At 65.2% G+C, this 11,904-nt stretch carries 14 protein-coding genes; 8 read left to right on the top strand and 6 right to left on the bottom strand.

What is annotated here, in order from left to right:
* Positions 1–10: 10 nt before the first annotated feature.
* On the bottom strand, positions 11–1,045 hold the full coding sequence (cobT, locus tag ACCAA_RS01995) for a nicotinate-nucleotide--dimethylbenzimidazole phosphoribosyltransferase (RefSeq protein ID WP_186405574.1): 1,035 nt from the start codon (positions 1,043–1,045) through the stop codon (positions 11–13).
* Between the two features lie 90 nt (positions 1,046–1,135).
* On the opposite strand from cobT, the gene cobU reads away from it, so the two are divergent.
* Both cobU and ACCAA_RS01985 read left to right on the top strand, forming a co-directional pair.
* The gene (gene cobU, locus ACCAA_RS01990; RefSeq protein ID WP_186405573.1) at positions 1,136–1,681 is read left to right on the top strand and encodes a bifunctional adenosylcobinamide kinase/adenosylcobinamide-phosphate guanylyltransferase; all 546 of its coding nucleotides are present in this window, start codon (positions 1,136–1,138) and stop codon (positions 1,679–1,681) included.
* Between the two features lie 70 nt (positions 1,682–1,751).
* Complete coding sequence (locus ACCAA_RS01985) at positions 1,752–2,216, top strand: universal stress protein (protein ID WP_186405572.1); 465 nt, start codon at positions 1,752–1,754, stop codon at positions 2,214–2,216.
* A 168-nt stretch (positions 2,217–2,384) separates the two neighbouring features.
* On the opposite strand, the gene ACCAA_RS01980 is transcribed toward ACCAA_RS01985, so the two are convergent.
* The 4 genes from ACCAA_RS01980 to ACCAA_RS01970 form a co-directional block, all read right to left on the bottom strand.
* Positions 2,385–2,615: a type II toxin-antitoxin system HicB family antitoxin gene (locus tag ACCAA_RS01980; protein ID WP_245754387.1), complete on the bottom strand. Its 231-nt coding sequence runs from the start codon at positions 2,613–2,615 to the stop codon at positions 2,385–2,387.
* 2 nt (positions 2,616–2,617) lie between these two features.
* On the bottom strand, positions 2,618–2,965 hold the full coding sequence (locus tag ACCAA_RS01975; protein ID WP_186405598.1) for an HVO_A0114 family putative DNA-binding protein: 348 nt from the start codon (positions 2,963–2,965) through the stop codon (positions 2,618–2,620).
* A complete protein-coding gene (locus tag ACCAA_RS21740; protein WP_222104792.1) occupies positions 2,946–3,242 on the bottom strand; it encodes a toxin-antitoxin system TumE family protein in 297 nt (98 codons plus the stop codon). The genes ACCAA_RS01975 and ACCAA_RS21740 overlap by 20 nt, the downstream gene beginning before the upstream one ends.
* 128 nt (positions 3,243–3,370) lie before the next feature.
* On the bottom strand, positions 3,371–4,849 hold the full coding sequence (locus ACCAA_RS01970) for a cobyric acid synthase (protein WP_186405571.1): 1,479 nt from the start codon (positions 4,847–4,849) through the stop codon (positions 3,371–3,373).
* Positions 4,850–4,883: 34 nt separating this feature from the next.
* Here ACCAA_RS01970 and cbiB point away from each other — a divergent pair, with 34 nt between their 5' ends.
* From cbiB to ACCAA_RS01945, 5 genes are read left to right on the top strand one after another with little or no spacing between them, the layout of a single operon-like run.
* On the top strand, positions 4,884–5,846 hold the full coding sequence (gene cbiB / locus ACCAA_RS01965; protein WP_186405570.1) for an adenosylcobinamide-phosphate synthase CbiB: 963 nt from the start codon (positions 4,884–4,886) through the stop codon (positions 5,844–5,846).
* On the top strand, positions 5,839–6,864 hold the full coding sequence (gene cobD, locus ACCAA_RS01960) for a threonine-phosphate decarboxylase CobD (protein WP_186405569.1): 1,026 nt from the start codon (positions 5,839–5,841) through the stop codon (positions 6,862–6,864). The genes cbiB and cobD overlap by 8 nt, the downstream gene beginning before the upstream one ends.
* 1 nt (position 6,865) lies before the next feature.
* A complete protein-coding gene (locus tag ACCAA_RS01955) occupies positions 6,866–7,759 on the top strand; it encodes a cobalamin-binding protein (RefSeq protein ID WP_186405568.1) in 894 nt (297 codons plus the stop codon).
* 18 nt (positions 7,760–7,777) lie between these two features.
* Positions 7,778–8,785 (top strand): glycosyltransferase family 2 protein, encoded by a 1,008-nt coding sequence (locus ACCAA_RS01950; protein WP_245754386.1) that lies wholly within the window; start codon positions 7,778–7,780, stop codon positions 8,783–8,785.
* Positions 8,782–10,368: an ArnT family glycosyltransferase gene (locus tag ACCAA_RS01945; RefSeq protein ID WP_186405566.1), complete on the top strand. Its 1,587-nt coding sequence runs from the start codon at positions 8,782–8,784 to the stop codon at positions 10,366–10,368. Before ACCAA_RS01950 ends, ACCAA_RS01945 begins: the two co-directional genes overlap by 4 nt.
* Here the strand turns inward: ACCAA_RS01945 and ACCAA_RS01940 are convergent.
* Positions 10,334–10,723: a GtrA family protein gene (locus ACCAA_RS01940; RefSeq protein WP_186405565.1), complete on the bottom strand. Its 390-nt coding sequence runs from the start codon at positions 10,721–10,723 to the stop codon at positions 10,334–10,336. The genes ACCAA_RS01945 and ACCAA_RS01940 overlap by 35 nt on opposite strands.
* Here ACCAA_RS01940 and ACCAA_RS01935 point away from each other — a divergent pair.
* The gene (locus ACCAA_RS01935) at positions 10,722–11,741 is read left to right on the top strand and encodes a ChbG/HpnK family deacetylase (RefSeq protein ID WP_186405564.1); all 1,020 of its coding nucleotides are present in this window, start codon (positions 10,722–10,724) and stop codon (positions 11,739–11,741) included. The two genes, ACCAA_RS01940 and ACCAA_RS01935, sit on opposite strands and share 2 nt — an antisense overlap.
* The last annotated feature ends 163 nt before the right edge of the window (positions 11,742–11,904 follow it).

Below are 11,904 nucleotides of genomic sequence, written 5' to 3'. Positions count from 1 at the left end.
GCGTAGCGGCTCAGACCTGCTCGCTGACCCCGGCTGACTCGAAGCTGGCCATCTCGTTGAGAAATGCGGCCGCGGCGCGGACCAGCGGCCAGGCGAGTGCAGCGCCGGTTCCTTCGCCGAGACGCAGGCCGAGGTCGAGCAGTGGTTCGGCCTGCAGGGCGCGAAGTTGCGCCAGATGCCCGGTCTCGGCCGAGCGATGGCAGAAGACACAGTAGTCGCCAATCGCTGGCGCGATACGCGCGGCGACGAGCAGGGCCGAAGTGACGATGAAACCGTCGATCAGCAGCAGCATCCCGCGCTCGGCGGCGGCGAGCATCGCGCCAGTCATCATCGCGATTTCGAAGCCGCCGAACTCGGCGAGCACGGTCAGCGCGTCGGTGTCCGCTGGCAGTGCGGCGCGGTGTACCGCCTGCGCCAGCAGAGCCTGCTTGCGCGTCAGTCCGGCGTCGTCGAGGCCGGTGCCGCGGCCGACGCAGTCCACCAGTGGCGTGCCGGTGAGCAGATGCGTCAGCAGCGAAGCGGCTGCGGTGTTGCCGATGCCCATCTCGCCGAAACCGATCACCCGGCAGCCTCGATCGGCAAGGTCGCGGGCGATGGCGGCTCCGCGGGCGAGTGCTGCGTCGCGTTCAGGCGGGGTCATCGCCGCCTGTTCGAGATAGTTGCGCGTGCCGAGGGCGATCTTGGCGTCGACGAGGCCCTCACGGGCGCCGAAGTCGTGCGCCACGCCGGCGTCGATGACCTGTAGTTGCAAGCCGTTGTGGCGAGCGAAGACGTTGATCGCCGCGCCGCCGGCGAGGAAGTTCTCGACCATCTGCCAGGTCACTTCCTGCGGATACGCCGAAACGCCGGCGCGGGCGGCACCGTGGTCGCCGGCAAAGACCAGCAGGTGAGGGTGGTCAAGACTCGGGGTCAGCGACTGCTGGACCTGGCCGATCTGCAGGGCCAGGCGTTCGAGCTGGCCGAGCGAACCGGGCGGCTTGGTCTTGCCGTCGATCCGCGACTGCAGGCCGGGAACGATGGCGATTGGCGGGATGGAGAAGTGCATCTTGCGGCGAGCCTCTGATAAAGGCGCCGATTATACGCACCAATTTGCGCACTATCGTACGCAAAAGCGGGGCATGCTAAGCTGTGCAGCATGCGAGAACTGATCCTTGGTGGCGCCCGTTCGGGCAAGAGCCTGCTGGCCGAGCGCCGGGCCGGCGAAAGCGGTCTGCGCGTCATCTACGTGGCGACCGCGCAAGCGCTCGACGCCGAGATGTCGCGGCGCATCGTGCACCATCGCGACCGGCGTCGTGCCGACTGGGGACTGGTCGAGGAGCCGCTCGAACTGGCCGCTGCGCTGCGCCGGAACGCGGCACCCGAGGTTTGTCTGCTGGTTGATTGCCTGACGCTGTGGTTGTCGAATCTGCTCTTTGCCGGCGAAGCGGCGATCCAGGCCGAAGCCGGTAAAGCGGTCCGCTGCCCACGCCTCGACGGCGCGACGCAGGCCCTGATCGACCTGCTACCGCAACTTCCGGGGCAGGTGATCCTGGTTTCGAACGAAGTCGGCTCGGGCGTCGTGCCGATGGCCGCGTTGTCGCGGCTGTTTGCCGATGAGCAGGGGCGGCTCAACCAGCGCGTCGCGGCGGCGTGCGAACGCGTGACGCTGGTCGTCGCCGGCCTGCCGCTCAGTCTCAAGTAGCCCGTTGCCGGCCACGATCAACGGCGGGGATGTTCAGCTTGTCCGACCGCCATAAAGGAGCCGATAGCCAATGTACAAGCGAATCATGGTTGCCGTTGATGAAAGCGTCATGACCAGCCGGGTGATGGACAACGCCATCGAGTTGGCCAGGACCACCGGCGCGAAAATGGCGATTTGCCACGCGATCGACGAGACGCTATTCGCCCACCGTGAGCTGGCGATGCTGCTGCCGAGCAGCGCCGGCAAGACCGAGGCGCGCTTGCGCCTTGGCGCTGAAGGCTTTCTCGGTCGGCTGCTGCAGGTGGCGCTGGCGGCCGGGGTCGAGGCCGAAATCAAGCTCGTCGAATCCGAGCAGAAGCACGTTTCGGACATGCTGATCGACGCGGCGGCCGACTGGCAGGCTGATCTCCTGATTGTCGGCACACACGGCCGGCGGGGCATCGAGCGCTTTTTCGTCGGCAGCGTCGCCGAGCGTTTAGTGCGCAAGGCGCAGACGTCGCTGCTGCTGGTGCGCGGCGAGGAGTCGGACGAGTAGTGTTTCAAGGCGTAGGGTGCAATAAGCGAAGCGCATTGCACCGGATACAGGATGCCGGATGCCGGAGTGGACCGCCATCAGGCATCCTGCCAGTCATGCAACACTTGGCGCAATGCCCTTCGGTTATTGCGCCCTACGAACTGACGGATAGCCGGCGAGCATCTGCGCTCAGGCATTTTCCTGCCGCATGGCCACACGAGCCGCATCAGCCAGAAATCCGGAACGTGTCTCGCCGTGGGCCTTGGCGTAGCTGTCGATTTTCGCCAGCAGGCGGCGGGGAAGGGTGGTATTGACCTTCTCGGCGCGGCCATCGAAGCGGGAAACGTTCACGTCCACTGTCGCCCACGCGCCCTTTTCGAAGCCCGGATTCGCCAGGTGTTCGCCGATGGCGCGCGGCACAGCTATGCAGCGTGCAGCAGGAACTCGACCTTGACCGCCTCGAACGGAAACTCGATTCCGCCCCCCTGCGCCCGGCTGAGTACACCGGCCTCGAGGAGCGCGCTGACATCTCCGTGAACGGCCTTCACGTCTCGACCGAGACGCCGGGCCGCTTCACGAATCGATACCGGCCCGGCACCGCAAAGCGCCTTGAGAAGTTCCCATCGCTTGGCGGTGAGCACCTTCCACAGGAGTTCCGGAGTAGCGAAAGCAATCCGCGCCGACTCCTGGGGCTTGCCGGTCTTCCACGTCTGCACGAAGTCAGCCATTACTTCGGATGGCGCACACACCTCAAGAGTCACGGTTTTCATCATTCCACCTCGCAATATCACTCTGGAAGTCAGCGACCAACGCCTCGGGCGTAGAGAACGAGTAGCTCTCCTCAGCGGCGCCGTAGTGACGATGGTCGCCCTTGCCTGATTCGTTATCGTATCGAAGCACGCAAGCGCTATGGACGACGTACGCCAACCTGTATTTGTAGCGATGCGTCGAACCAGGCAAAGCTTCGGGAAGCTGCCATAGCACCAGTTCCGCGAAGGCATCCGCGGAGAAGGCGATCCGTCTGCGAAGGAGCTCGACTGCGTGCATGTTGGAGAATTTACCAACGGTCGCGAGCGTTGTCAATATCGCCAACCAAAGGGCAGACCTCGCTCCTGCTGGTGCGCGGCGAGAAGCCTGACGAGTAGGGCGTCAGTGCGCGCGGCGCCGCGCCGCGGCTAACGCATCGCCTGCGCCGGCAACCACTCGGCCAGTGGCCGCAGGTCCATGTGCTCCTCGACGGCGTCGGCGAGGCGGTCGATGTCGTTTTCCCGACGTTGGCGCGGATCGAAGTCCTGCGTCGGGCGGTGGCCAGCCCAGGTGAGCAGCGCCGCCAGCGCTGGCGGCGAATCGAACACGCCGTGGCAGTAGGTGGCCAGAATCTGTCCGTCGTCGGACAAGGCGCCATCGGGCTGGCCGGCGAGGACTGCCGCCGGATGCGCCAGCGCCGCGCCGCGCGTGACGCCCATGTGGATGGTGTAGCCGCCGACCTCCGGCGATCCCGGCAAGAGCAGGCAGCCGCTGACGTTGTCGAGCGTTTTCTCGGTGGCCAGTGTCGTTTCGTAGTCCAGCCATCCCAGTCCCGGCGAGCTGCCCGCGACGCCTTCCAGCCCCAGTGGATCGTGCAGTTGGCGACCGATCATCTGCAGGCCGCCGCAGATGCCGATCAGCTTGCCACCGTAACGCAGATGGCGGCGGATGGCTTCTTCCCAGCCCTGCGCGCGCAGCCAGTCGAGATCGGCCTGCACGGCCTTCGATCCCGGCAGCACGATCAGCTCGCAGGGCGGTGGCGGGTCGTTCGGGCCAACGAAACGAAAATCCACTTCGGGGTGAAAGCGCAAGGGGTCGAGGTCGTTGTGGTTCGACATCCGCGGGTAGGCCGGGGCGATGACGCGCAGCCCGGCCGCTGCCTTGTGCGCCGGCTCGCGTGGCACGGCATCCTCGGCATCGAGGTAGAGACCGTGCAGATACGGCAGCACGGCGAGCACCGGCTTGCCGGTCCGTTCTTCGAGCCAGCGCAGGCCACTTTCGAGCAGGCCGATGTCGCCGCGAAAGCGGTTGATCACGAAACCCTTGACGCGCGCCTGCTCGGCGGGCGAGAGCAGATCGAGCGTGCCGCACAGATGAGCGAAGACGCCGCCGCGATCGATGTCGGCAATCAGGATCACCGGGCAGTCGACTGCTTCGGCAAAACCCATGTTGGCGATGTCACGGTCGCGCAGATTGATTTCCGCCGGGCTGCCGGCGCCTTCGACGAGCAGGCACTCGTACTGCGCCGACAGGCGTTGCCACGACTCGAGCACGGCGGTCATCGCACGCGGCTTGTAGGCGTGGTAGTCGCGCGCATCGAGGTCGGTCAGCGCCTTGCCGTGGATGATCACCTGCGCGCGCTTGTCGGTCGCTGGTTTGAGCAGCACCGGATTGAAGTCCGAATGCGCCGGCAGGCCGGCAGCGAGCGCCTGCAGCGCCTGTGCCCGACCGATCTCGCCACCATCGATGGTAACCGCCGAATTGAGCGCCATGTTCTGCGGTTTGAAGGGCGCGACGCGGACGCCGCGGCGGTGCAGGATGCGGCACAGCGCGGTGACCAGCACGCTTTTTCCCGCGTCGGAAGTGCAACCCTGAATCATCAGGCTGGGAGTGCGGTGCTCGTTCATCGTAGAATCCGGGTTTCGATGCCCCGATTCTCGCATGCTCACCCCCTTGTCTTCACAATTCCTTGTCTTCAGCGTGCCGGCGGCGCTATCACTCTCCATGCCGCTCGCCGCGATCACCGGTGCAGCGCTCGATCGGCTACTTGGCGAGCCGCGGCGCTGGCATCCGCTGGTCGGTTTCGGGACGCTCGCCAGCCGTCTCGAAGCGATCCTGAACGCCGCTGGCTGGCGTCGCCTGCGCGGTCTGCTGGCCTGGTCGCTGCTCGTTCTGCCGCCGGTCGCGCTGGCTGTCTGGGCGATCCCGCCGGGGCTGCCCGGCTGGCTGATCGACACCCTCCTGCTCTACCTGGCGCTCGGCGGGCGCAGCCTCGGCGAGCATGCTCGCCGCGTTGCCGTGGATCTCGGCAGCGGTGATCTGCTTGCGGCGCGCGAGCACGTCGGCTGGATGGTCTCGCGGCAGACCGAGAACCTAGACGCGGCGGCGGTTGCCGGCGCGTGCATCGAATCGACGCTCGAGAACGGCAACGACGCCGTCTTCGGCGCGCTGTTCTGGTTCGCGCTGCTCGGCGGGCCGGGCGCCGTTCTCTTCCGGCTGGCCAATACGCTCGACGCGATGTGGGGCTACCGCAACGAGCGCTTCGCCGATTTCGGCTGGGCCGCTGCGCGCGCGGACGACGTGCTGAATTATCTTCCCGCCCGGCTGACGGCCTTGTCGTACGCACTGGGCGGGCGTACGAGAACGGCGCTGCGCTGCTGGCGGGTGCAGACAGCGGGCTGGAAGAGCCCGAACGCGGGGCCGGTAATGGCCGCCGGTGCCGGTAGCCTGGGTCTTGCCCTGGGCGGGCCAGCGGTCTACCACGGCCGGATCGAACAGCGGCCGGTGCTCGGCGAAGGCCGGCCGGCGTGCGGCGAGGATATCGCGCGGGCGCTGAACCTGGTGCGCGGCAGCCTCGGCGGGTGGTTGGCGATACTGTTCTGCTGGGGGCTGGCGCGTGCTTGAGCACGGCGGCCGCTTGCGCGCCGCGGCCCGCCAGTATGGAACCCGCGGCGAAAGCGCTCTGGCCGACTGGCTGGACCTGTCGACGGGCATCAACCCGCGCGCCTATCCGGTGCCGGTGATCGACCCTGACTGCTGGCGGCGCCTTCCCGAGGACGACGACGGGCTCGACGCGATTGCCGCTGCCTATTACGGCAGCGATCGCCTGCTCGCGCTGCCGGGTTCGCAGGCGGCGATCCAGCGTTTGCCGGCGCTGTTTCGGCCGGTCGTCGTCGCCTGCCTGACGCCGATCTACGAAGAACATCCTCAAGCCTGGGGGCGTGCCGGTCACAAGTTGCGCCGCCTGCAGCAGGCATCGTCGGCAGGGGGGCTGGAACGTGCGCTGGCGCGTGCACTCGCCGCGGCGACGCCGGTCATCGTCCTCTGCAACCCCAACAACCCAACCGGTGGCACTTTGCCGGTCACCGCCCTGCTCGACGCGGCAGCGCAATTGCAAGGCCGCGGCGGCTGGCTGGTGATCGACGAGGCCTTTGGCGACGCCGACCCGGTCAATTGCCTGACCGCACTGGCCGGTGGCCCGGAAGCGCCCAACCTGATCGTCCTGCGTTCTCTCGGCAAGTTCTTCGGCCTTGCCGGAGCGCGTGTCGGCTTCGTCTTTGCCGCGTGCGAAAAGCTAGCCCCGCTGCGTGAAGCAATTGGCCCCTGGCCTCTGTCCGGCCCGGCGCGTGCCGTCGCCAGGCTGGCACTGGCCGATACCCCCTGGCAGGCACGGACGCGCGCCGAGCTGATCGCCGCTGCGGCGCGTCTCGCCGCGCTGCTGGCGCCACTCGGCGAGGTGACGAGCACGGCCTTGTTCGCCACTGTGGCCATTCCGCAGGCCTTGCCGCTCTTTGAACACCTCGCGCGACAGGCGATCCTGACGCGATATTTTCCGGCCCACGACCTGCTCCGCTTCGGCCTGCCCGGAGCCGAAGCCGAATGGCAACGCCTGGCCAGCGCGCTGGCCGGATGGACCGCCTGACATGAGGCCGCTGTCGCGAAAGCTTCTCGCCGCCTGGCTGCTGGCCGCCAGCAGCGTGGCGCTGGCCGAGGTCAGCGTCGTAGACGATACCGGCGCCACGGTCCGCCTCGCGCAGCCGGCGAAACGGATCGTCAGCCTGGCGCCTCACCTGACCGAAACCTTGTTCGCCGCCGGCGCCGGCGAACGCATCGTCGGCAGCGTCGACTTCAGCGACTACCCGGCGGCAGCGAGCAGGATCGCGCGCGTCGGCGGCTACTCGCGGATCGATCTCGAACGTGTCACGGCGCTGCAGCCGGATCTGATCATCGCCTGGCAGAGCGGCAATGCGGCAGCGAATCTCGACCGCCTGCGAGCGCTGGGTTTTCGGATCTACGTCTCGCAGCCCAATCGCATCGACGATGTGGCCACCGAGATCGAGCGCCTCGGCGTGCTCGCCGGTAGCGCTCCGGTCGCCAATCGCGCCGCCGAGAGCTTTCGCCAACGGCTGGCTGGCCTGCAGAAGCGCTACGGCAGCCGCCCGCCGGTACGCACCTTTTACCAGATCTGGAAACAGCCGCTGATGACCGTCGGCCGCCGGCAGATCATCTCCGACATCATCCACTTGTGCGGCGGCGACAACGTTTTCGGCCAACTGGAGACCATGGCGCCGACGGTGACCGTCGAAGCGGTGATCAATGCCAACCCGGAAGCAATCGTCGCCAGCGGCATGGGCGAAGCGCGGCCCGAGTGGCTCGACGACTGGCAGCGCTGGACCTCGATCACCGCGGTGGCGCGCGGCAACCTGTTCTTTGTGCCGCCGGATCTCATCCAGCGCCACACGCCGCGCCTGCTCGACGGCGCCGAGTTGCTGTGTCAGCATCTCGAAACGGCGCGCAATCGGCGGCCAATGAAGTGAGATCTTGTGAATAAGTCAGTGAATCCAACCGCGCTCAGCGGCGCAAGAGCGGGTGGCGAATACGAATTGCCCACGGTCAGTTGCATCGTTCCGGCGCTCAACGAATGCGCCAACCTGCAAGTCCTGCTACCGAGTCTGGAAGCCATTCTCAAGTCACACAGTTCGGACTGGGAAATCATCGTCGTCGATGACGGCAGCACCGATGCCACCGCCGATCTGATGGCTTCATGGGCCGCCAGGCACGGCTTCCGATATCTGCAGTTGTCGCGCAACTTTGGCAAGGAAGCAGCGCTCAGCGCCGGTCTGGAGGCCGCTGACGGCCAGGTCGTGATCTGTCTTGACGCCGATCTGCAGCATCCTCCGGCGCTGATTCCGCAGATGCTGGAACGGTGGCGTGCGGGGGCTGATGTGGTTTGCGCCGTGCGCGTCAATCGCGATGACGAGTCACGCGTCAAGCGTTATGGCGCTTCGTTGTTGTACGCCATCCTGGGTTCCGGCAACCGCCTGCAGATCCTGCCGGATGCAGGTGATTTTCGCCTGATGGATCGCAAGGTCGTTGCCGCATTGATTCAGTTGCCGGAGCGTACGCGTTTCATGAAGGGCCTGTACGCCTGGGTTGGCTTCAGGACAGAAACGATCGAGTATCTTCCGCCCGAGCGCCTGCATGGCGCCAGTCGCTTCGACTTCATAGCCCTGGTGCAGTTTGCGGTCGACGGCATCACGGCGTTTTCGACCTGGCCGCTGCGGCTGCTGAGCTTCATCGGCTTCATCGTTGCCTTGCTCGCCTTCGCCTACGGCGCCTACCTGGTGGTCGAGTACATGCTGATCGGCAATCAGGTTTCCGGTTGGACGACGATCGTGACCACCATGCTCTTCCTGTCCGGGGTGCACCTGCTCGGCCTGGGAGTGATCGGTGCCTACCTCAGTCGCGTCTTCGACGAGGTCAAGCAAAGGCCGCTCTACGTCCTCAAGAACGATGTCGGCACGGGTTTGAAAAAGGCTTTGCCCGATAGCGAACAACCATGAGGAAAATCCTGTCTTCGCTTGCCGAAGGTGTGCTGGCAAACCGCTCGCCGGGCTTGCTGCTGATTTTCTGCGCGCTCTGGTTGTGCATGACGGCAGGCATCAGGCCGCTCATGTTGCCGGACGAAGGGCGCTACGTCGGCGTTGCCTGGGAAATGCTCACCAGCGGCAACTGGCTGGTGCCCACGCTCGATGGCCTGCCTTTCTTTCACAAGCCGCCGCTGTTCTACTGGCTGACCGCGCTGGCGTTGAAGCTCTTTGGCGGCAACGAATGGGCCGCGCGTCTGGCGTCGATGCTGGCGGCGGTGCTCGCGGCCGGAGCGCTGCATCTCTTCTTGCGCCGGCAGGCGGACAAGCGCCTGGCCAATCTGGCCGTCGTCGTTCTTGTCACCCAGCCCTTGTTCTTCGCCGCTGCCCAGTTTGCCAATCTTGACCTGCTGGTCGCGGCGATGATCTCGCTGACCATCCTCGCCGGAGCGGACGCTGTCTTGAGCCTGGAGCGTGGTCTACCCCATCGCATCGCTCTGGCATCGACCTACATTTTTGCGGCGCTGGGCGTTCTGGCAAAGGGCCTGATCGGTCTGCTGCTGCCGGGCGCGGTGCTGTTTGTCTGGCTGCTTCTCGGCAAGCGTTTCAGATTGATTCCAGCCTTGCTGCCTCTGCGCCTGATCGCGCTTTTTCTGGTCCTGGCCACGCCGTGGTTCTGGTGGATGGAGAAATCGTATCCCGGTTTCTGGGATTATTTTTTCGTCTACCACCATTTCCGACGCTTCGCCGAGACCGGCTTCAACAACCAATTGCCATTCTGGTTCTATGTCCCGGTTTTGCTCGTGGGCACACTGCCGTGGTCGCCCTGGATTTATCGCGCATGTTCGCGACACTTCCTCATCGGCGGCGAGCGCTTCGCGATCCGTAGCCTGATGATCATCTGGTTGTCGGTGATTCTGGTTTTCTTCTCCTTGCCCAGTTCAAAGCTGGTCGGCTACATTCTGCCAACACTGCCGCCGATGGCCTACCTGATCGCCGACGTGCTGCTCATCTGGTTGCCGGGCACGCGGAGGGCGGATGCCGCGGCCTGGCCGGGACTGTGCCTGGTGGTCGCCGGAACGGCCTGTCTTTCGCTGGTCCTGCTGGTCGCGCGCCTTGATCACGGGTCCTCGCGCAGTCTGGTGGACCAAGTCTTGCCGATGTTCCACACCGACGATCAAATCGTCATGATCGAAGACTATCAGTACGACCTGCCGTTCTATCTGCGGGCAAGAAAACATCCCTGGGTGGTCAGCGACTGGCGAGACCCGGATTTGCCGGCCAAGGACAACTGGCGCAAGGAGTTGTACGACGCCGGCCAGTTCGATCCGGTGAACAGGCAAGAATATCTCGTTCTTCCCGGTGAGTTCACGGCCAGGCTCTGTGGCTATTCCGGTGGCGCACTATGGCTGTGGGGGAAGAACCGGCTGTCGTCGCAATATCCCTTTCTGCAGGACCAGGCCGTCGTCTTTTCGGATGGCAAGAGAAGCCTGTGGCGGCTGGATGCCGCATCGCGCCGTACACTCAAGCCTTGTGCCGAAACGCCCAGTAGCGGCTGAGGACGAAGGTCAGCCCGGCGACGGCCACGAGAATGATCGCCAGCAGCCAGTAATACGGGATGTCGGTCGTTTTCAGAAGAAAGACGAAGGCGAATTCGTTGAGCGCGAAACCACCGCCGGAGATGAGCAGGAAGCGCCTGAGCGCTGGCCACAGGGACTTGGTCTGGTAACGAAAGGTGAGAAAAAAATGTCCGCAGAAGGAAACCAGCAGTGCGATTGACCAGCCGATCAGATTGGCCAGCGCCGGCGGCAGGGCAAACACCGCGATACCCCCCACCGCAGTTGCCCAGTGGGTCGCTGCCGCCGTGCAGCCGACCGCGATGAAGCAGCCGATTTGTCGCAGGAATGCTTTCATGGCCTCGGATCAGTGGGGTGGCGATACCGGCACGCAGGCAGTGAAACCGATGGTGGTCTGTGCGGACGATTTCGGCATGGCTCCGGGGGTCAATGCGGGCATTCTTGAATTGGCTCACGGCGGACGGCTGTCCGCAGTCAGTTGCATGAGCCGAGGGCGGTTTTTCCGGCTCGCGGCGCCAAGTCTTGCCGGCCTTCCTGTCGACAAGGGACTGCATCTTAACCTGACCGAGCGCTTGCAGGGCGATGAGTTCGATGAGTTCGATGAACGCGATGAACGCGATGAACGCGATGAATTCGCCCTGCCTTTGCGCCGTCTGCTGTGGAGCTGTTGGTCGCGGCAAATCGACGCCAGGCGGGTGGTACTGGAGATAGAGCGGCAACTCGATGCCTTCGAAGCGGTGCTCGGCGTGGCGCCGGATTACGTCGATGGACACCAGCACGTGCATCAGTTCCCGGTCATCCGCGATTGCCTGCTCGAGGTGCTCCGGCGACGCTATCCCGCACGCTTGCCGTGGCTCAGATCGACCTTGCCGCCGGTGGCGTCGACAGCGCTTGCGTTGCCGCAGCGGTTCAAGGCCAAGGGGATCGGCTTCCTGGGAGCGAGGGCGTTCACGGATCTTGCCAGCCGCCTCGGATTTCGCATGAATGCCCATTTGCTTGGCGTTTACGGCTTCGAAGGCGGCGAGGAGGTCTATGCACGGCTGCTCGGGGACTGGCTCGCTTGCGCCGGTGCCGGAGACTTGCTGATGTGCCACCCGGCCGGATTTGCCGATGAAGGAGTTTACGCTGGGAGGCAGCGCGTTGCGGAATACGCCGTCCTTTCCGGTGAGTGTTTTCGGAGTCTGCTCGAAGAGCATGGGGTCGTCGTCAGACGTCTGGCAGAGAGTGATCGCGGGGCGAGGGGCGAACGGCTCGCCATCCTGGCGCGCGAGGTTGATGCGCTACCGCCGCAGCAAGCCGCCGACACGCGGAGTGACGTCGACATCCTGGGCTACAACGAGCGCGGCGAGTGGTGATCGATTCTGCGACCGGACGATAGTCCACGTCCAGCCGTTTGAAGCCGCATGAGCCGCCCGAAAGGCGGGATATGACTTGACAGGTGTCGGAAAATTTTACACTGCGTGGCGTGGCGTGGCGTGGCGTGGCGTGGCGTGGCGTGGCGTGGCGTGGCGTGCAACC

Source organism: Candidatus Accumulibacter aalborgensis, assembly GCF_900089955.1.
In the GTDB taxonomy this organism is placed as follows: Bacteria; Pseudomonadota; Gammaproteobacteria; order Burkholderiales; family Rhodocyclaceae; genus Accumulibacter; species Accumulibacter aalborgensis.
Note: the sequence above shows the minus strand (reverse complement) of the source record. Positions and strands in the feature narration are given on the sequence as shown.